The sequence below is a fragment of the Granulicella sp. S190 genome (assembly GCF_009766095.1).
Classification (GTDB): Bacteria; Acidobacteriota; Terriglobia; order Terriglobales; family Acidobacteriaceae; genus Edaphobacter.
On the sequence record NZ_LMUD01000009.1, the window covers coordinates 332,255 to 352,052 of the forward strand.

A 19,798-nucleotide genomic window follows, 5' to 3' on the forward strand; every position below is an offset into this window, starting at 1 on the left:
TTGAAGTGTTGAATCTGTGGATGGACCCGGCATTCGAATCCTTGGTGAAAGAGCCACGAGAAGGCTTTAACGACGTAGCGGCCCTGCGGAACGCTATCGTTACCGCACGACAAAAAGCCGACTCCTCCTGGCTCTCAGGGTTTGATCTTGAGATTGAGGATCGTGAGATCCTTCCGTCCGGCGAAGAGAAGAACGTAATACCGATAAGAATCTATCGCAGCAAGAGCGCCGAGGGTCTATCGCCTGTGTTGCTTTACCTCCATGGTGGAGGCTTCTTTTGTGGGGATGTTTTTTCTGAGCAGATGCAATGTGTGCAGTACGCCGTGAATGCGCGGTGCACCGTCGTCTGCGTTGCCTATCGGCTCGCGCCTGAAGATCCTTTCCCTGCTGGACTGAATGACTGCTACCGAGCACTCGAATTTCTTTGGGACCATAGTCAGGAGCTTCGGCTCGATCGGAATCGCATCGCTGTTGGAGGCTCAAGTGCGGGCGCGAACCTCGCGGCTGCCGTGGCGCTGCTTGCACGCGATCGTACTGGGCCGAAGATTTGCTTCCAACTCCTGCTGATACCAGCTTTAGATGATCGACTTGAGACAGGCTCCGCCATGCAATTTATCGATACGCCAGACTTTGCCCGGTCTGAGGCAGAGGTTATGTGGCACTGGTATCTGGGTGAGACCCCGCAGGATGTTTCTCCATACGCGGCGCCAGCGCGAGCGAAGGATCTTTCGAATCTGCCATCGGCCTACATTCTTTGTGCCGGCCTCGATCCGCTGCGAGATGAAGGCCTTGACTACGCAAATCGTCTTAGCGAATCGGGAGTGGCTGTGGAACTCCATTTAGTGCCCTCTATTCCACATGGGTTCGCGGGTATACCCTCTGCTGCGATTTCGGAGCGTCTTTTGAGGGAACAAGTGGAGGTGTTGCGCAGCGCATTCGCTCGCGAGAAAGCTGCTTGTGATGCGGGGAACGAATCGTAATATGACACTGTGCGGATTTTCTCTGGGATGAGCGCCAGTTAATGACGGACTAACCATGCAGAAGATGTGAACCGGCTAACAGCATTCGAGGCGTAGGGATGAGCAAAAATGGAGTATTGATAGGCAGTCCAGCGCTCATGCGCCGGACAAATGCGCGCACGATTTTAAGGTCGCTGAAGAAGCTAGGAAGCTGCTCGCGCGCCGATCTCGTTCGTGAGACCGGAATGAGTGCTCCTACGGTTGCAAATGTCGTTTCAGATCTCGACGACCTTGGCCTCATCCAGTGGATCGGAGAGGGAGTATCAGGTGGAGGGCGTCCGCCTGAGAACCTGCGCTTCAACGCTAACTATGGTTTTCTTGCTGGTGTCGACATCACCGCCGACGCACTTCGCATTTTACTGACCGACCTGAATGGAACTCTTCTTGAGGAGCAGAACGAAACGTTGCCCAAGGGAGTACGGAGCCCTGAGGCTGTCATCGAAGCGTTGCGAAACTCGCTGAAAGCGATGATGCAAAGACGTAATCTTCCGGCCAAGAAGTTAGTTGCGATGACAGTCGGCGTGGCCGGAATCACGAATGTAAGAGACGGGATTGTGGTGTCTGTCAGTCATTCCAACACGTGGAGGGATGTTTCTCTCCGAGATCTGCTGAAGCAGCATTTCGCGTGTGAGCTCTTCGTCGAAAACGATACCAATCTTGCCGCGATTGGGGAACACTTTCGCGGCGTTGCTCAAGCAGAGGACAGCTTCGTCTTTATTGGAATCGGATCAGGCGTTGGCGCGGGTATCTTTCTCAACGGGCAGATAGTACATGGTGCAAGCTGGTCGGCTGGAGAGATCGGTTATCTTCGTATCCCAAACATCTCCAGCATGCAGCCATCGATCTACGAATTCGGCGCCCTCGAGCAGGTGTTAGGCGGTCCCGGCATCTTGAGAAGTTGGAATGCAGTCAGCAATAAGTCCGGCCAAACTATCAAACTGCGGAAGGCGACCAAAGTTCTTGACCTGGCCCTTGAAGGCAACGCAGCAGCGCAGAAGATTGTTTTACAGCGTGCTCGCTTGCTCAAGGATGTAGTGCTAAATCTCTCGCTCATCCTGAATCCAAACCTCTTCGTGCTTGGAGGAGATCTAGGCGCTCACGCGGCATTACTGCAGCCAACGGTTGAGCTGCTGCAAGAGAGTGAAGTCGCAGTGACCAGCGTGCTGCCAAGCAGCCTTGGAGATTCGGCGGTGGTATGGGGCGGCATAGCAGTTTCCATGAAGAATTCAGAACAGACCCTCCTGGGCAACTGACCTCTGCATAGAGATCGCGATTATTCCCGCAGAGGACGAGTTCCATTCTCTGTCGATGTGTTTGCAGGATCTAAACCTATCCTTAGCCTGAGGTTGCCGTAGCTGGTTGTTGTGCGGGCGTAACCGTTGAAGTGTGGCGGCTCTGGAGCTGAGATGGTTGGTCATGCGAGCCATGGCGAATCGAATTCGCCAGCTAGCGCAGATTGAATGTTTTCTGTTGACGACTTTACATATTAACGATAGGTTCCTAAGTATCTTTCAGAGGAAATAGATTGAGGTTTTACGGCCCCACGTTGTAGGCAGAGTTTTGGGGCCGACCGTTCTCCTGTCGCAATAGAGGTTTTGACCGTCGCGATTTCTGGATTCGAGTCGTTCAAACATTGTCCCCGGTTCGCTAATTGAGCTTTTAGCCCCAAGGCAATTTGGGGTAAAGAACCGAGTTTTTCCATCTCAACCGCTGACGGGCGGAAGCTGGCCGTCGAGTCCAAGGAGATTCAATGAAACGCACTGTCCTCCCTCTACTACTGCTTCTAAGCCTGATCGTGTCCTTGCTTCCCACCAGGGCGTCCGCCCAGACTGTTCCCAATTGGGCGGTCGGCGTGTCTTACTCCGTCGGCTCGCTGGTGATGTATGAAGGTGTCGAATACAAAGCGCTCCAAGCCAACGTCTCTGAAGTAGGTTGGGACCCCATCTCAGCGCCAGCTCTCTGGCAGCAGGTCGGAAGCGGCAGTTCTTGTACGACGATACCCACGACTCCAACCGGCCTGGCGGCCTCCGGCACAACTAGCTCCAGTACAAGCCTGAGCTGGTCGGCGGTGACTACGCCTACGGGGTGTACCGTCAGTTACAAAGTATTGCAGGGCGCGACAGCCATTGCGACACCGAGTGTGACCTCCGATGCTGTCAGCGGTCTCGCTGCTTCAACCACCTACAGCTTTACCGTGGAAGCGACCGACGCCGCTGGTACTTCTGCGGCAAGTTCTCCGGTTTCCGTAAAGACGCTGGCGAGCTCCGGCGGTGGTAGCAGGGGCACATGCAGTACGCCGTGGAGTGCTGCTACTGCCTACACGGGAGGAATGACCGCCAGCCTTGCTGGAGAAAACTATGTCGCCAACTTCTGGACGCAGAACCAGAGTCCGGCAACCAACAGTGGTGGCACGGGCAGCGGACTGCCGTGGACTGCAACGGGAGCGTGTTCGACGTGCTCCACAATCCCCAGTGTCCCAGCGGGCCTGGTGGCCTCTGGTACAACTAGCTCCGGCACAAATCTGGCATGGACAGCGGATTCGACTCCAGCCGGATGTAGCGTCAGCTACAAAGTACTGCAGGGTGGAAGCTCCATTGCAACGCCGACCACGCCATCCGACGTTGTGACCGGCCTTTCTCCTTCGACAACTTACAGCTTCACGATAGAGGCGACAGACGCTGCCGGCACCTCGGCAGCGAGCTCCCCTCTCAGCGTGAAGACGTCTGCGAGCTCATGTACGACGAAGCCCAGCGCCCCAATGGGATTGACGGCCTCTGGTGCGACTGGCTCCACTGCAAATCTGAGTTGGACGGCAGTCACTGCTCCTTCCGGCTGCACGATCAGCTACTCGATATCGGGAGGGCCATCCACACTCACTTCCACTACTCCATCCGATGTCGAAAGCGGGCTGGCTCCAACCACCACCTACACCTTCACCGTGGTTGCTACCGATTATGCCGGGGCATCTCCCGGAACCTCGGTGAATGTGACGACAACGGCGCAAAGCACGTTGATGGTTGGCGGGTGGTTCGAAGAGTGGAGCGTCTATTACGCGGGCTACAACATTGCGAACATGCAGACCAATGGCGTTGCCGGTAATCTCACTCACCTCTTCTATGCATTCAGCGGCCTGACAGCGCCAACCTCTGCTACCGCGGCGTGCGTCATCGCGGATTCCTATGCCGACTATCAGAAGTTGGGCGTGCCTCAGGTCACTGGACCGTATAGCGGGGCCGGGGGTGTCTATGGAAACTTCGGTGCAATCCAGCAGCTAAAAGCAGCTCATCCCAACCTGAAGGCGATCATCTCGATCGGTGGTGCAAATGCTGCTGCAGTGTCGGCCTTTACAAGTGCTGCCAGTACGGCAGCGGGACGCACAGCGCTCGCCAGCTCCTGCATCAACATCTTCATCCAAGGCAATATCGCTTCAGGTATCACAGCTCCGGGTCTCTTCGATGGCATTAATATCGACTGGGAGTTCCCGACACCTACCGACACAACTAACTTCACTGCCTTGTTGACAGAGTTTCGTAGGCAATTGACCGCTCTCACTGCAACCACGGGTAAGACGTATCAATTGAGCTTTGACGCGCCTGCGGGCCCATCGGACGCCAATAACCCAGGAGGCTTCGATACGATCGACATCCCAGGCACATTCGCCCAATCGGATTACGTCACCATCGATGGCTACAACTACGCGGGAGATTGGGAGCTGGCAACCAACGATGCGTCTCCTATCTACGATGATGCTACCGATCCCCTCAATGGAACCGGTAATACGATCGATGCAACAGTGAACTACTACCTCGCGAAAGGTGTGCCAGCTTACAAGTACACCATGGGCTTCCCCGCGTATGGTGCGGGGTGGACCGGAGGACTCAACAGTACGAACTGCGGTGAGTACCAGAACGCGACAGCGGTCTCTCCAGTTCCGAATGCGAATGGAGTTGGTCTATGTTCTTCAGGTAACAACCAAAGCTCGCCGGCTGCAGGATGTGACACGTTGCTGACGAACGGACTAGCCAGCTATGGGACGATCAAGAACCTCCTAAGCAACGGGTACACCGCTTGCTATGACTCCACCAGGATCGCCACTTCGGCGTTCAACCCAACCACACAGACAGTCTTCAGTTACGACGACGCTACTTCCATAGCGGCGAAGGCAACTTACATCAAGGCGCATGGACTTGGCGGCGGGTATGTGTGGGCTGTAAAAGACGACGATGCAAATGGAACCATCGTAAAATCGCTTGCATCAGGCCTCAATCCGTAGAGAATCTCACTAACTGACGGGGCGTTCCAGCCAAGTTGAAGGGCTGGGACGCCTCCCAGCATCCAGATTTGTTATCAGAATCCCCACTGTAACTAATTACAAGAAATGGTGAACCGCAGTGCAGAAGCGCAACACTAAGGGAGAGGCTCCATGAGACAGACAAATTCTTCGGATTGTCAGACAAAAGTAAAAGCCGTTTCAAAGGCTGCGTTCGTTCCGGCGACTACCAAGGTAAAGGCGCACAGTTTGATGAGAGTCGCCTCCTCTCTTCTTTTGATGCTGTTTCTACTCAGCTTCCCTTCTTTAGCAGGAGCGCAAGAGCTGGCCGGAACCTTTACCGGTACAGTTACAGATCCAAGCGGCGCTGTGATTCCGCATGCCACTATTACGATCACTCTCAACGGAGTTAGCGGTGCCACGCGCGTCGTTCAGTCAAATGAGTCGGGAAACTATACTGCCACCAACCTTCTCGCCGGTACTTATACCATTACGGTATCGGACCCTAGCTTCGAAAAATTTTCTGATCGAGACGTAGTGCTGAATGTCGCGCAAAAGCGAACGGTGAATGCCCAACTAAAGGTTGGGGGGCAAAACCAGACTGTGACCGTTGAAGATAATCCGGTCGCTCTCGATACTGAAACCAGCTCGCAGGCCGGGACCATCTCTGGAACACAACTGCGAGAGCTGGAGCTGGTCAATCGCAACTTTCAACAGTTAGTGACGCTGCAGCCAGGAGTCGTGAACCTCCTCGGCGATCAGCCCGGGTTTGGCGGTATTAACAGCACCTCTTCTGTCTCGGTCAATGGCGCGCGAACCACCGCGAATAACTGGTCGGTTGACGGTGCTGATATCAACGATAGCGGCTCCAACGCCACACTTCTGAACATTCCGAGCGTCGATGCGATTCAGGAGCTCACTTTAGAGAGGAGTTCCTACGACGCGAGCTTCGGACGTAGCGGTGGCGGACAGATTCTGGTAGCAACACGATCCGGCACCAGCTCCATCCATGGGTCAGCCTACGAGTTTGTACGCACAGCCAACACCAACGCAAACAACTACTTCAATAACCTGCAGGATATTCCCCGTGCGCCGGATCACTACAACAACTTCGGCTTTACTGTGGGTGGGCCTATCTTCATTCCCCATGTCTATAACCCGGGCAGAACGAAGACTTTTTTCTTCTGGTCTGAAGAGTGGCGCAAGATCACGGAGCCGGCTCCAACGAACAACGTGCCCGCTCCAACCGCAGCTGAATTGAATGGCACGTTCTTCTCGCCGACCGCGTTGAATGCACCTGCGGGATGCGTTAGCGGCTACACCCCGTTTATTGCGTCTACGACTGGTGGCACTGGAACGGGTGGTGTCGGCACTATCGATATTAACAATCCCAACTGCATAAGCAAGAATGCGCAGGTGTACGTCACCCAGATTTTGAGCAAGTTTCAAGCCAACTCAACGTCTGTAAATCCTTCCACCGGCTTTACCAATGGAAATCTTGTAAGTTCTTTTTCAACGCTGAACAACTTCCGTCAGGATCTGGTTCGCGTTGATCATTACTTCAACGACAAGCTGCATTTCTTCGCACGCGGCATGCAGGATGATGCTCCAAGCAATCTGCCTACTGGGCTTTGGGGCGGAGCCAACTATCCAGGAGTGGTAAACGTGGGCATTAATGCTCCCGGCAAGAACGTGGTCGCTAATCTGACCTGGACGATCTCTCCGAAGATGGTGAACGAGGTAGAGTTTGCGTATTCGCAGGGAACGATTAGGGGAGCGCTCTCTGGTCCAGCGAACTCTCCTTCCGTCCTGTCCGCGCTGACGAACAATCTTGCCAATCCAGACCCGTACGGCCGTATTCCAAGCGTGAGCATCCTGGATGGATCGGCCACCGTCGTTTCACAGGGGAGCGCACCGTATTTTGAGAGAAACCTCGATCGCAATATCTTTGACAACTTTTCAGTAACGCTGGGAAACCACACGCTGCGCGCAGGCGTGACCGCTCAACAGCTTTTGAAGACCGAGGACGCTTCTGAAGGCAATCCGAGCTTCACCTTCAATACATGGGGAGATTTCCTGCTTGGGAATGTTAACCAATACACGCAGGCCAGCCGTGACATCGTTCCCGATCTGCGCTTCTGGAACACGGAAGCGTATGTCCAGGATGACTGGAAGCTCAATCACAGGCTGACTCTGAACCTTGGCCTTCGCTGGACAAGATTTCCTTCGCCGTCCGATGCGAAGAATACCCTGGTCAACTTTGATCCGCTGCTCTATAAGTCAACTTTAGCCCCCGCGCTGGACGGCGATGGAAACTTTGTGGCCGGGCAGGCCTTTCAGCCGTCGACCTACGCCAATGGCTTGATCTTTCCGAAGGGAAGCGCCTGTACGGCCGCCCAGGCAATCTCTGCGCAGGTCTCCTGCTCTCCTTACGGCTCAACCGTCAATCCGAACTACAGCTGGAACTTCGGACCTCGCGTTGGCTTCGCTTATAGTCCTTTCGGAGATGGCAAGACCGTTCTGCGCGGCGGCTTCGGAGTATTTTTCGACCGCACGCTTAACGGCATCTGGGAACAGAATGCATTCGGCGATCCACCTCTGGTGCAGACCACGACGATAGTAAACGCCTCGTTTGACAATCCGATAGGGGCCGGCTCTGCTGCTCCTCCCGCCCTGGGACCAAACGCTCTGACGACTACCGGCAGCCCGGATTTCAAGGTTCCGTCGTATGCTTCCTACAATCTCTCGGTACAGCAGCAACTGTCATCGACGATGATGTTTGAGATAGCCTACGTCGGCTCCGTGTCCCGGCACCTGTTGGGCGAGCTGGATTTGAACCAGCCAACGCTCTCTACCCGCGAAGACAACCCCATCTCTCCTCTCAACAACATTCGGCCTTATCTTGGTTATTCGGACTTCCATACCAGGCTGCCGATCTTCACTTCCAACTACAATTCGCTGCAGGCCTCGCTTAATATTCGGACGACGCGCGACCTGACGCTAGGTATCGCTTACACGTGGTCGAAGAACCTCTCCGACCAAGCCAACGATCGTGGCACCGCCAACACGTATGCCTACAACCCGAAGTTGGACTACGGCCCTTCTACGCTGAATGAGCCCCAGATATTCATCGCGAACTTCGTCTACAAGGCACCCTTCTTCCGCGAGCAGAGCGGCTTGACCGGACATGTTCTTGGAGGCTGGGAGCTCTCAGGTATTACAACCTTCAACTCTGGCCTTTCGCTGACCACGTCTCAGCCCTCCGATCCATTCGCCTGCGCGCAACCGACCACTACCGTTCCCGCCGACCCTACTAATCCCTTATGCGCCGTTGGAAGTGCAGCGGGAACGTATCCTGGTGGTCTGGGAATGGTCAGCCCGAATGCAGATGTCGTGCCGCGGCCTGACCAGATCTCTGCTGTTCACCTCACCAAGACTCAAACACAATGGTTCACTACAAGCTCGTTCGCAACGGCACAGGGTCACTTCGGCAGTAGCGGAGTTGGTAATTTCCTCAGCCCCGGTACCGAGCGAATTGACCTGGGTCTGTTGAAGACCTTCCGGTTCAGCGAGAGAGCGCACCTTCAACTCCGGGCAGAGGCTTTCAATCTGTTCAATCACACAAACTTCTTCGGACCCGGCGGAGCTGCAGCCGGGGGAATCGACACAAATCTTGCAAGCGGCACCTTTGGACAAGCCCTGACCGCTCACATACCACGCACGATGCAGTTCAGCGGAAAGATGTATTTCTAACGCTCTGCCCAAATTAGCGAAACGAAACCCGCGTCTTGATGGTTACGATGATCCCACTTGACCGAGCAGAAAACAGGGCGCGCGTCTCTGAGCGGCCGTCTCAAATCACTTCGTTTGAGCGGCCTCTCAACAGAGACGGATTTGTTCCGCTCTACTTTCAGATTCAAAGCGCCCTGGTGGAGAAGATTCATTCGGGAGAGTTACGGGAGGGAGATCTTCTAACCTCTGAATGGGAGCTGGCGCGTATGTATCACGTCAGCCGGATCACTGCGCGCGGGGCTCTCCATGCACTGAAAGCAAGCGGTTACGCCTGCAGTTTAAGAGGGCGCGGGACTTTCGTTACTAAACCAAAACGCGAAAGATCTCAGACACAGCTGCGTGGCTTTACCGAAGAGACCATGCAACGCGGTATGGTGCCGGCTTCACGTTTATTGGAGCAGACTGTCCTTGATGCTGATGTCGAGCTAGCTGAGAGTCTTGAAGTCCAGGCAGGTACCCCAGTGATGAGGCTTCGCCGGCTGCGGTTGGCCGATGGCATTCCTATGGCTATTGAAAAAACCTACCTCTCGCTATGCCGTTTTCCTGGTATCGAACAGGTCAACTTTTCTGAGGAGTCGCTTTACCAAACTCTCAGAAAACAGTTTGGAGTTCATGTGGCATGGGCGGCTGAGGCAATCGAAGTTCTGCCGGCGACGAGCGAAGAGTCCAGGTTGCTGGAGATTCCTACGAAGACGGGTGTCGTCTCCGTTGCTCGAAAGGCCATTACTGAAGATCGTGTGCCTGTAGAGGCCGCTGTCTCTCGATATCGAGCGGACCGATATCGAGCGCTTGTGTATATCCCGGCAATGGCTATCGGCTAGGTGCGACGATCTATAAAGAAGGTTAGCCTGCCTCCCAGGCAACTACGCAGGCAAGCCTGAGACTGGGGGAGAAACTGCACCGTGAAAGTACCCTCTTTAGTCGATCTCTCTGCAAGAACGAGGCTGTTGCGCGTTCTGTTTCGGCAGGAGAGAATCGAACCGGTGTGAGGGGAGGTATTTTGAGCTATAGACTGTCAATCTGCCTGACACTGGCAGTCGCCAGCGTGAGTCTCCCTTTGTGTTCGCAGGAAGTTCCTAAGTCAGTCACGTCGTCACAGCCTGCCCAGCACGACAGCGGATCCGAAACCGAAGCTACTCTGATCGCTTCGTCCAAGGCTCATCCGACAGATCCGATGCCTCTGGCCCGATTGGGTCTCCTCGAAGCGCGCCAGGGGGATCTCCCGCAGGCGATCATCTTCTATCGCAAGGCCATGGCGCTCCAACCTGATATGCCCGGCCTCCGCCTAAATTTTGGATTGGCGCTCTTCAAGGACGGTCAATACAAAGAAGCTATTCAGGTCTTCACTCCGATGCTCAAGTCGCAGTCGCCATCCTCGCCTGAGAGCCAGCGCCTGAATGTTCTTGTTGGAATGTCTCACTACGGTCTCGCGGAATACCAAGCTGCGGTTCCTTATCTAAAGCAGGCGGCAGATCACGACCCACAGAATCTTCCATTGCTGCTGAGTCTTGCGCATAGCTGTTTGTTGTCGAAGCAGTATCCCTGTGTTCTCGATGTCTATCACCGGATGATTGCACAGAACGCCGAATCGGCTGAGGCCGACATGCTCGTGGGTGAAGCGTTAGACGAGATGAAAGATACGAACGGAGCGACGCGAGAGTTTCGCGCTGCAGTTCAAGCCAATCCGAAGGAACCGAATGTACATTTCGGTCTGGGCTACCTGTTATGGACGCAGCTCCAGTTTCAGGAAGCCTCGCAGGAGTTTCAAGCCGAGTTAGCGAATACGCCTGACTATTCTCAGGCAATGCTCTACCTCGCCGATTCGGATATTAAGTTGAACAAAAACGAAGACGCCAGACCCTTACTGGAGAGGGTAGTCGAGATCGATCCTAAAAACTCCATGGCGCGTCTCGATCTAGGCATTGTTTATCTCGGAGCTGATCGCAAAGAAGATGCATTGCTCGAGTTCAAAGAGGCCGCCGTCCTCTCGCCGAACGATATCAACGCACATATGTTGCTAGGCCGTCTGTACCGATCGGAGGGGAAGGTGAGTGAGGCAAAAGCGGAGTTCGACAAAGCCAAGACCCAAAACAGAGAATCCCACGACGCACTTATTACGGTCATGTCGGGTAGTCAGGAAAAGCCGAAATGACTTGATGCTGAACTTGAAGATGCTAGATGCAACTGGCAGAGAAAGCGGCTGGAGGTGCGGCTATTTTGTAATGGTCATGGGGAGCTCGACGGTGTCGGTATGGGGTGGCAGGCAGACGCGGTCGTTGCAGGATTGATAGCGGACCAGGACGTGGAGGGTGGTCGCTCCGCTGGGGGCATCGTTCGCGAGCTGCAGGTGGAGGACGAAGTCAGCGGTGGTCTCGAAAAAGCCGGTTTGGAGGTTGAAGAGTGGATCGAGAAGCAGCTTCGGCTTGGCTTCGTCGACTCGGAGTAGGTCAGCGGAGTCGCCTTCGGTAAGTCCGATGACGGTCGCGACGGGGCCACCTGTGGGCTCTTCCAAGGCGTAGAGATGCCAGCCTGCGTCGATCTGGCCGTTGAGTGCAAGGTTGAATTTCGCTCCGGGCTTCAGAGCTTTCGCGGGTGGATTTTTGATCTGCCACCGGACGGGAGGTTTTGCCGCGCGTGCAAAAGATGGACTCAGGGCTGTTAGAGTTGCTCCCAGGATGCAGGTTGCTGTGAGCAATCTCATTTTGAGGATCCCGTAGTTGTTTCCGTCTGCGATTGCGTGGAGAGAGGAACGAAGGCTGACTGCAGGACGCGGTGGGTAGTGGTGTCTTCGACCCAGGCGGCGACGGCGAGATGGCTGGGCTCGAGTGTGGTGTCTTTGGAGAGGAACTGTATTTTGCCGAAGCGGTCGTTCTTCTGCTCGAAACTGTCGAGATAGCTCTTGAGCTCGGTGCTGATGGTGGCGGGATCGAAGGTGGCGTCGAGAGTCTTGCTGGATCCGATGGGTTCGGGTGCAGGTTGAGAGAGAGCGCGGACTACCATGCGGTGGAAGCGGATTCCATTTTCGCCGCTGTAGCGAACTTCGTCTTCGACAAGAGCGAAGTTGGTTACAAGATGCGGCTCGGTGGGGACGGGCTGCGCTGTTGGTCCCGGTTGCGCTGGAGCAGCGACCGGTGTTTTGTTGCTGACGGACTGGTCCGGTGGATCGGGCGCGAGGGCTTGTTTCAGCTGCTCCGGATTGCCGATCGAGACGGTGGCGTTGGCATGGATTATGTCGCCAGCGCCGCGATGTGCGGTGAGGAGGATCTGCACTCCGCTTGGCTGGGCGGCGGTGGCATCGATCTTTTTGATCGCTTCGTCGTAAGTTTTCTCTGCGGAGCTGCGAGATCCGCCGCCCTCCCAAAGAGGTTTGCCGTTGAGCATCGATGTCGGGGTGAAATGGACGCCGTAGGATTTGGCGCGGGCGACTGAATCGGGATTGGCGAGCGGATCGGGTTCGGGGATGTGCTGATCGTAGGCGAGCACGATGAGCTCGCTGCGGGGATAGGTTTTGAGAAGAGTATCGACAGCGAGGTCGGCGGCGACACAGGGCTCGCAGGCGGAGCCGGTGAAGAGCTCGAGCAGTGCGGTACGTTTTGTGTCTGCAGGTTTGTGCGGCTGCGGGCTGAAGGGTTCGGGGAAGATGCGCGCGTACTGCGCGTCCATCTCACTCAGAAAGCCTTGATCGCTGCCGTTGTGAGCGTTGCGATAAAGTTCCATCATTCTTTCGCGCCATGGGGACTTCAATTCGCCAGTGAGCTGGGCGCGTTCGAAGTCTTCGAGAGCCTCGGCGTCCTTGTGCTGATCGAGGGCAAGTTCACCTCGAAGGAGGTTTACTTCGTCGACGTTGGGGTTGAGGCTGTAGGCTTCGGTGAGCAGCGCGGTTGCGGATGGGGGATTGTGCTCGTCCATTTCAACCTTGGCGAGAGCGGCCAGAGCGCTGGCACGATCGGATGCAAAGCTGGAATGGAGAGCGGCTGAGGTGGGCGCGGGCTGCTTATATTGTTTCGCAGCGGCCAAGTAGCCTTTATCGAAGCTGGCCTCGGTGTATTTGTTCACGGCATCTTTAGCTAGCTTTTCGGCGCGGGGAAGGTCGACGCCGACTTCGTTAGCCTCTGCAAGGCTATCGGCGACGTAGGTTTCGTAGTTAAGCCTGGAGAGGCCTTTGCCCGCGTTCTTTATAAGGAGACGGGCCTGGGTGTCGATCTCGGCGGTGCGCTGCGGGAAGTACTTGAGGAGCGTGTCAAAGATGTCGCCTTGTGCGCGGCTGGCGCTTGAGCTTTTGGGATAAGCCTCGAGGAATTTTTGCATGGCGACGAGGCGCTGCTCGGGATCGACGGTGGCACGGGCGGCGGCGAAGGCTCGCTGGTCTGCTGGGAGCTGCATCTTTAGAGCGGCGTCTTGTGCGTGGCAGAGCGTGGTTATGATAGCGAACAAGGCTGCGGAAGACGCTGCCCTTTTGATTCCGTTCCCAACTGCGAGTATCAAAGGCATTTCGGTCCTTTAAATTTTGATGGGTTAACTGAGCTCTCTCTATTTATACGAGAGAGGCGGGAAAAAGTTTGGTGGCGGCATGGGATGGCTGGCTCTCCGAATGGGTGCCGGGGGACCCTTAAACTTTAGCCGGGGGCCATTATGAACAGCAAAGAGATCACGGCTCGATCGTTGTACAAAGAACTCGATCGATCTGTGTGTGGATCGGCACCGTCCTAGTGGGCTCGTGGATGTTCGCAGCTTTTTCCTACTATCTTTCGAGGAAGACAGGAACGGATTGGTTTTCACGGTCGGGATCTGTGATGTGTTTGGTGGGCGCGTTAGCCACTTTCAGGCTGGCTGGTTTCTTGCAGCGAAAACTCGCGACTGCCCTCGAGCAGGGCCTGGCTACGGTGCAGAAAGAGATTGAGATCACCCTGAACCCGCCGCGCTTTTATCAGCTGATCACTTACTTTGGCTACGCCACCGGTGTCGTTGGCACTGCGATCTGGGGATATGGAGATATGCTGCCTCGATTGTTGGGAAGGTAACGGTGCGCTTGAAGCTGATTTCCAGGCGTAGTGTCGGAAGGCGCGCTGTTTTGCGGGGATACCTTTGAAGAGATTTTATAATCTCTGATCTCAGGGTAGGATCAGCGTGGCTGGGGCATGGAGACTTAGAGTGCGCCTGGACGAGGACCTTTTTATGGAAGTGATGGATTTGCTGCGGAGAACGTTTACAAGGCGTGGGATGGGGACACTGGCGGTTGGGCTGGCCATGGTGGGGACGGCGAGCGGACAGCAGGTCTCGGTCAGCAGAGGTGAGGCTACAGTGTTGGTGGAGCCTTATGCGGCGAATGTGGTTCGGGTGAGTTTGAGTCTGCGGCGAGAGGATGCGCTGGCTGGGCCGGGTTATGGGATCTCGGCCAAGACGGCGGGCGCGGGGTGGGTTGCCGAGTCGGGTGAAGCTGGGGATGTGCTGCGATCGTCGCGGATGGTGGTGACGGTTGCCGGGCCAGGCGGGCGCGGGCCGAAGCCGGTGGCAGGTGTGGCGCGGACTGAGGCGGATATTGCGAAGTTCTTCAATGGATCGACGCCCGGCGTGGGAATCTCCATCAAGACGCCGGAGGGGGTTTCGTTGCTGGAGATGCAGGGATGGCAGATGTCGGTGCCGAACCATAAAGATGGTAACGCGGATATTCTGTATGACCGGCGTGCGACGGATGCGCCCTTCTTCCAGGTGGGGGCTACGTTCCGTTCGCCGAAAGATGAGCACTACTACGGGCTGGGGCAGAACCAGGAGGGGTTTCTGGACCGGCGCGGGCATGCGGTGCGGTGCGCGCATGACTACAACGCTCCGGCGGGGCAGAGCGTCTGTGTTCCATTCGTGGTTACAAATAAAGGGTATGGGATTGTTTGGGATAACCCTTCGGCTACGACGGTGGCATTTGGATTCAATGATGTGACGCGATGGACTTCGGATGTGGGGCAGAGAGTTTCTTTTTTTGTGATCGCGGGGAAGACGTACGACGAGATCTACGAGGGGTATCGGCTGCTGACGGGAGATGTGCCGATGCTGCCGAAGTCGGCGTATGGGTATATCCAGTGTAAGCAGAGGTACACAAGCCAGGAGGAGCTGATGGCGGTGGCGAAGGGCTATCGCGAGCGGCATCTGCCGATCGATGACCTGGTGATCGACTGGTTCCACTATACGAAGATGGGTCAGATGGATATGGACCCGGCGAGGTGGCCGGACCCGGCTGCGATGAACAAGGAACTGCACGCGATGAACTTCCACACGATGATCAGCGTGTGGCCGCGGTTTGTGCCGGAGGACCGCTACTATGCGACGGTGTTGAAGAACGGGTGGTTCGAGGCGCTGGCGGATGGGACGCCTACGAATGGGCTGCCGTACGATCGCGCGGGATCGGATATCGATTCGACGAACCCGGAGGCTGCAAAGTGGTTCTGGGGGATTGTGAAGCAGAACTATATTGCGAAGGGGTTTGACTCGTTCTGGGCGGATGAGACGGAGCCGGACCTGCCGCCGAATGGAAGCTACTGGCATATCGGGCCGGGGACGCAGTACTTCAACGTGTTTCCGTTGTTTCATACGGCGGCGTTCTATGACGGATTTCGCAAGGACTTGAGTACTCGGGCTCTGATTCTGGCGCGTGACTCTTATCTCGGAGCGCAGCATAACGGCACGATCTTCTGGTCTTCGGACATCAGTGCGAACTGGGATACGTTGAAGCGGCAGGTTCCGACGGGGATCAATTTTGTTGCGTCGGGGATGCCTTACTGGAGTACAGATATTGGCGGGTGGCAGTATCTGCCGGCTGAACATAAGGCGGATAGGCCGGTACTAATTGATCCAACGGACGCGCGTGCGAATGTGGGTGGGTACGATGACTATCCGGAGCTGTATGTGCGCTGGTTCGAGTATGGGGCGTTTCAGCCGAACTTTCGCAGCCATGGAAGCAGGCCGCAGAACGAGGTCTGGTCTTATGGGAGGCAGGCCGAGCCGATCCTTGAGAAGTACCTGCGACTGCGGTACGAATTGATGCCCTATATCTATTCGCTGGGGCATGAGTCGCATGAGACGGGCGCGCCTTTTATGCGTGGTTTGTTTATGGACTTTGGTGCGGACCCCAAGGTGGCGAATCTTGGCGATGAGTATATGTTTGGGCCTGCATTGCTGGTGGCTCCAGTGACTGAGCAGGGAGTGACTTCGCGAGAGGTTTATCTGCCTGCGGGAACGGATTGGTATAACTACTGGACCAATGAGCGGCTGCATGGCGGACAGATGGTGACGGTGGCTGCGCCGATCGATGTGATTCCACTGTTCGTGAAGGCTGGATCGATTCTTCCGCTGGGTGAGGCGGTGGAGAGTACGAACGAAAAGCAGAGGATTGCGAAGGTGAAAGTTTATCCGGGTGCTGACGGGGAGTTTGAGCTGTATCGCGATGATGGGACGACCTACAACTATGAGAAGGGGCAGTCGGAGGTGACGCGGCTGCACTGGTCGGATGGGGCGAAGAAGCTGACGCGGTCGGGGGCGAAGGCAGATGTGGTGTCGGAGGATGGACTCGTGGAGGTGATTGGGGCGGGGCGGTAGTTGTCCTGCCGGACTGGCTCGCTACGCGCGGGCGGGCGGTTGCACGCCTTTTTAACTTGCCATGCTGGGATGGTGAGTTGTGGTCCTCTCGTTGGTCGGGACTAAGATAAATGCACGTTGGTTTTGATTGCTTGCTTTGGGGGATCGCGTATGGGACAGGCTGAGATTTCTTCCAGGTTGGGGTTGAGTGAGCTTGCGCCACGGCTGGTGCAGTCGGAGATTCGTGCGATGAGCGTGGCGTGCGATGCGATGGGCGGAGTGAATCTGGCACAAGGCGTGTGCGATACCGAGGTGCCGGAGGTAGTGGCGGAGGGCGCGATTCGCGCGATTCGTGACGGATTTAATATCTACACCCGGCTGGATGGTATTGCCCGGCTGCGGAAGGCGATTGCGGGAAAGGTGGAGAGGACGCTAGGGATTACGGTGGATCCTGAGCGCGAGGTGCTGGTGACCAGCGGCGTGACCGGGGCATTTCAGGCGGCAGCGATGGCGCTGCTGAATCCAGGGGATGAGGTGCTGGTGTTTGAACCGTTCTATGGGTATCACGTGAATACGTTGAGCTCGCTGCGGGTGGCGGCGGTTGCGGTTGCGTTGTCTGCCCCTGACTGGGGGCTGGATCTTGCGGCGGTGAGAGCGTCGATTACGCCGAAGACGCGGGGAATGGTGATCAACACGCCGTCGAATCCGGCAGGGAAGGTGTTTACACGGAGGGAGCTCGAGGGGTTGGCGAAGATCGCGGAGGAGTTCGATCTATTCGTGTTTACGGATGAGATCTATGAACACTTTATCTATGGCGGCGCGACCCATATGAGCCCGGCGGCGATTCCCGGAATGCGAGAGCGAACGATTCTGATGTCGGGGTTTTCAAAGACGTTTTCGGTGACGGGATGGAGGGTCGGGTATCTGATCGCGGATGCGCGATGGCTGGGATCGATTGGGTACTTTCACGATCTGACGTACGTGTGTGCGCCTGCTCCAATGCAACAGGGCGTGGCGGATGGGGTGGAGCAGCTGGGCGAGGAGTTCTATAGTGGGCTGGCCCTCGAGCATGAGGTGAAGCGCACGATGATTGTGGATGCATTGCGGACGGCGGGGATGTCGCCGCATGTACCGGATGGCGCGTATTACGTTCTGGCCTCGGCCGCGAGGTTGCAGGGAGCCACGGCAGCGGAGAAGGCAAGGGCTCTGCTGGCGAAGACGGGAGTGGCTTCGGTGGCGGGGTCAGCTTTCTTTCGCCCTGGGAAGGGTGAGGATCTGTTGAGATTTTGCTTTGCGAAGAAGGATAAAGACCTGGCGGAGGCTTGCAGGAGGCTGCGGGAGCTGCGTTAGGGCAGCTTGTTCGCGGGGCTGTCTATTCTCCCGAGGCTGTCTATAAGATGAAGAGGTATGCCGTCTTTCTCTGAAGTGACGCGGATTGAAGCCGCGATCAAGAATAAGAACTCGAAAGAGCTGGAGTGGTCGCTGTGGTACTGCCGGATGCGGCAGGCCGTACCCAGTGCGTTGCCGGGGGATGTGAAGTACTGGCGTGGGATTGAGGTGCTGGTGAAGGATGCACTTGCCCCGCCGGTCGCGGCGAAGGTATATCCGGCGAAGAAGAAGAAACCTAATCGCGGGTTGGGTTTGGGACCGATGGAGACTGGCGACGAAGTGGCCGAGGAGTAGCTCCGGGCTTTCGTGGAGGCGAGGTGCAGCCATCTCCTATGCGAAGGAGATGGCTGCACCTCGATGCGTTAGCCCGGACGATTTGCAGGGCGGCTTAGATCACTCAGCTGCTTTGTCTGATCTGGGAAGAAGAAGAGCCAAGGGGCTGATTGGACCTAGTGGAATGAGTTGGAAGGTCATCAGCTTGGCTTGCCCCAGAGGTAAGGCTTCGAGCATGGTGTGAGCCTCTTCGACCGAAGAAGCGTTGAGGATGAAGACGACTCCGTTGTCGTTTTGAATGGAGTACCACTGATCGATCTTGCCTGCGAGATAGAGACGCAGGGTGTCGGGCACCTCTCTCGAGGAGAGCAACTTGAACTGTTCCGGGGTGGGTGGTGCGTTGAACCTGCCGATGGCGAGGATTCTGTTGGTCGGGGTTGGCGGCAGGGGAGAGGATGCCGGCGTCTGCGACTTGGCGGCGAACGGGGCGAGCATGCAGAGGAGGGCGATGAGGCGGACGAGCGATTTCATGATGTTCTCCTGGTGGGGAATAGATCAAGTGATGTGATGGGTGCGGTGCCAGTCGTTGAATCAGTCGGCGAATTGGTCGCGATGTTTCGCAATAAAGTCAGCCAAGCTGATGGATGGTTGGCCGCCAATTTTCTGGACGAGGTCGTTGGTGCCAGCGAAGACGTTGTTCTCGAAGTCGACCGCGATCTCGCTTAGGTGTTGCCAAAAGAAATCTCCGAGGGGTATGCCGTTTTCCTTTGCGAGTTTCGCGAGGGTGGGGACGTCGGTGAGTTGATAGCGAACCGGCTTTCCGATGGCGCGACCGATCTCTTCGGCGATCTCGGGAAAGGTGAACTCCTTCGCTCCGACGAGCGGATAGGTTTTGCCGATGTGCTCTGCGGGCGCGACGAGGATATTGGCGATGACGCGACCCTGATCCTCGGCGGCGACAAGTGCGACGCGGCCCGTGTGGAATGGCAGCGGCAGGATGCCTGCAGCTTTGATGAAACCGCGCCAGTAGAGAACCCATTCTGAAAAGAGGGTTGGACGCACATGAACTATGGGAACGCCGGACCAGTCGAAGATCCTCTCGGCGATCCAGTGATTTTGAGCTGCGTGACTTTTGGCTTCGCGGCGTGCTGACGCCTGGGACATGTTGACGATGGCCTGTACGCCAGCTTCTTTTGCAGCTTGAGCGAAGTAGGCGGTCCCTTCGAGAATGCCGGGCTCGATGGGAAAGACAAAGTAAGCGCTTTGGATGCCTTCGAGAGCGGCGCGGACGGACTCGAAGTTGCGAAGATCGCCGAGGACGATCTCTGCGCCCTGCTTCTGGAGTGCTTCAGAACGATCGTCGTGGGTGCGAACCATTGCGCGAACAGCGTGGCCTTGTTCACGGAGGAATTTTACTGATGCTTTGCCGGTATCGCCGGTCGCGCCGGTCACTAGTATCTTCGATTCGCTCATCACTTCTCCTTTGCAG

General features: G+C 56.3%; 14 protein-coding genes and 1 pseudogene. 11 read left to right on the forward strand and 4 right to left on the reverse strand.

The genetic code is table 11. The features are described from left to right. Positions 1-5 precede the first annotated feature (5 nt). The 7 genes and pseudogenes from GSQ94_RS05255 (at position 6) to GSQ94_RS05280 (ending at position 11,233) form a co-directional block, all read left to right on the forward strand. Positions 6-980: an alpha/beta fold hydrolase gene (locus GSQ94_RS05255; RefSeq protein WP_158942252.1), complete on the forward strand. Its 975-nt coding sequence runs from the start codon at positions 6-8 to the stop codon at positions 978-980. A 224-nt stretch (positions 981-1,204) separates the two neighbouring features. Beyond that, positions 1,205-2,272 (forward strand): ROK family protein, encoded by a 1,068-nt coding sequence (locus tag GSQ94_RS05260; protein WP_158942253.1) that lies wholly within the window; start codon positions 1,205-1,207, stop codon positions 2,270-2,272. 497 nt (positions 2,273-2,769) lie between these two features. Next, positions 2,770-5,292: a glycosyl hydrolase family 18 protein gene (locus tag GSQ94_RS05265; protein WP_158942254.1), complete on the forward strand. Its 2,523-nt coding sequence runs from the start codon at positions 2,770-2,772 to the stop codon at positions 5,290-5,292. Positions 5,293-5,442: 150 nt separating this feature from the next. Next, the gene (locus GSQ94_RS05270) at positions 5,443-9,042 is read left to right on the forward strand and encodes a carboxypeptidase regulatory-like domain-containing protein (protein WP_254063664.1); all 3,600 of its coding nucleotides are present in this window, start codon (positions 5,443-5,445) and stop codon (positions 9,040-9,042) included. Between the two features lie 47 nt (positions 9,043-9,089). Beyond that, positions 9,090-9,371 (forward strand): annotated as a pseudogene (locus GSQ94_RS21285) (GntR family transcriptional regulator); the annotation flags it as partial. 69 nt (positions 9,372-9,440) lie between these two features. Continuing rightward, positions 9,441-9,902, forward strand: a complete 462-nt coding sequence (locus GSQ94_RS21290) for a UTRA domain-containing protein (RefSeq protein ID WP_254063680.1) — start codon at positions 9,441-9,443, stop codon at positions 9,900-9,902. A 179-nt stretch (positions 9,903-10,081) separates the two neighbouring features. Further along, positions 10,082-11,233: a tetratricopeptide repeat protein gene (locus GSQ94_RS05280; protein WP_158942256.1), complete on the forward strand. Its 1,152-nt coding sequence runs from the start codon at positions 10,082-10,084 to the stop codon at positions 11,231-11,233. A 60-nt stretch (positions 11,234-11,293) separates the two neighbouring features. Here the strand turns inward: GSQ94_RS05280 and GSQ94_RS05285 are convergent, their stop codons facing one another. After that, the gene (locus GSQ94_RS05285) at positions 11,294-11,782 is read right to left on the reverse strand and encodes a protein-disulfide reductase DsbD domain-containing protein (RefSeq protein WP_158942257.1); all 489 of its coding nucleotides are present in this window, start codon (positions 11,780-11,782) and stop codon (positions 11,294-11,296) included. Beyond that, positions 11,779-13,464, reverse strand: a complete 1,686-nt coding sequence (locus tag GSQ94_RS05290) for a hypothetical protein (RefSeq protein WP_158942258.1) — start codon at positions 13,462-13,464, stop codon at positions 11,779-11,781. The genes GSQ94_RS05285 and GSQ94_RS05290 overlap by 4 nt, the downstream gene beginning before the upstream one ends. A gap of 455 nt (positions 13,465-13,919) precedes the next feature. Between GSQ94_RS05290 and GSQ94_RS05295 the strand changes: the two genes are divergently transcribed. The 4 genes from GSQ94_RS05295 to GSQ94_RS05310 all read left to right on the forward strand — a co-directional run bounded on the left by GSQ94_RS05295 (position 13,920) and on the right by GSQ94_RS05310 (position 18,330). Next, a complete protein-coding gene (locus tag GSQ94_RS05295) occupies positions 13,920-14,102 on the forward strand; it encodes a hypothetical protein (RefSeq protein ID WP_158942259.1) in 183 nt (60 codons plus the stop codon). A gap of 163 nt (positions 14,103-14,265) precedes the next feature. Further along, complete coding sequence (locus GSQ94_RS05300) at positions 14,266-16,668, forward strand: glycoside hydrolase family 31 protein (protein ID WP_158942525.1); 2,403 nt, start codon at positions 14,266-14,268, stop codon at positions 16,666-16,668. A gap of 150 nt (positions 16,669-16,818) precedes the next feature. After that, positions 16,819-17,997, forward strand: a complete 1,179-nt coding sequence (locus GSQ94_RS05305; RefSeq protein ID WP_158942260.1) for a pyridoxal phosphate-dependent aminotransferase — start codon at positions 16,819-16,821, stop codon at positions 17,995-17,997. Positions 17,998-18,054: 57 nt separating this feature from the next. After that, the gene (locus GSQ94_RS05310) at positions 18,055-18,330 is read left to right on the forward strand and encodes a hypothetical protein (RefSeq protein WP_158942261.1); all 276 of its coding nucleotides are present in this window, start codon (positions 18,055-18,057) and stop codon (positions 18,328-18,330) included. Positions 18,331-18,429: 99 nt separating this feature from the next. Here GSQ94_RS05310 and GSQ94_RS05315 read toward each other — a convergent pair whose 3' ends face one another. Together GSQ94_RS05315 and GSQ94_RS05320 are read right to left on the reverse strand one after the other, a co-directional pair. Continuing rightward, on the reverse strand, positions 18,430-18,840 hold the full coding sequence (locus GSQ94_RS05315) for a hypothetical protein (RefSeq protein WP_216843016.1): 411 nt from the start codon (positions 18,838-18,840) through the stop codon (positions 18,430-18,432). A gap of 60 nt (positions 18,841-18,900) precedes the next feature. Next, positions 18,901-19,782 (reverse strand): NmrA family NAD(P)-binding protein, encoded by an 882-nt coding sequence (locus GSQ94_RS05320; RefSeq protein ID WP_158942262.1) that lies wholly within the window; start codon positions 19,780-19,782, stop codon positions 18,901-18,903. Between the last annotated feature and the right edge of the window lie 16 nt (positions 19,783-19,798).

Excerpts from the sequence above, each read along its gene's own strand:
- GSQ94_RS05260 (WP_158942253.1), top strand. The coding sequence starts at position 1,205 with ATGAGTGCTCCTACGGTTGCAAATGTCGTTTCAGATCTCGACGACCTT.
- GSQ94_RS05265 (WP_158942254.1), top strand. The coding sequence starts at position 2,770 with ATGAAACGCACTGTCCTCCCTCTACTACTGCTTCTAAGCCTGATCGTG.
- GSQ94_RS05270 (WP_254063664.1), top strand. The coding sequence starts at position 5,443 with ATGAGACAGACAAATTCTTCGGATTGTCAGACAAAAGTAAAAGCCGTT.
- GSQ94_RS21290 (WP_254063680.1), top strand. The coding sequence starts at position 9,441 with ATGCAACGCGGTATGGTGCCGGCTTCACGTTTATTGGAGCAGACTGTC.
- GSQ94_RS05285 (WP_158942257.1), bottom strand. The coding sequence starts at position 11,782 with ATGAGATTGCTCACAGCAACCTGCATCCTGGGAGCAACTCTAACAGCC.
- GSQ94_RS05290 (WP_158942258.1), bottom strand. The coding sequence starts at position 13,464 with ATGCAGCTCCCAGCAGACCAGCGAGCCTTCGCCGCCGCCCGTGCCACC.
- GSQ94_RS05300 (WP_158942525.1), top strand. The coding sequence starts at position 14,266 with ATGGATTTGCTGCGGAGAACGTTTACAAGGCGTGGGATGGGGACACTG.
- GSQ94_RS05305 (WP_158942260.1), top strand. The coding sequence starts at position 16,819 with ATGGGACAGGCTGAGATTTCTTCCAGGTTGGGGTTGAGTGAGCTTGCG.
- GSQ94_RS05310 (WP_158942261.1), top strand. The coding sequence starts at position 18,055 with ATGCCGTCTTTCTCTGAAGTGACGCGGATTGAAGCCGCGATCAAGAAT.
- GSQ94_RS05315 (WP_216843016.1), bottom strand. The coding sequence starts at position 18,840 with ATGAAATCGCTCGTCCGCCTCATCGCCCTCCTCTGCATGCTCGCCCCG.
- GSQ94_RS05320 (WP_158942262.1), bottom strand. The coding sequence starts at position 19,782 with ATGAGCGAATCGAAGATACTAGTGACCGGCGCGACCGGCGATACCGGC.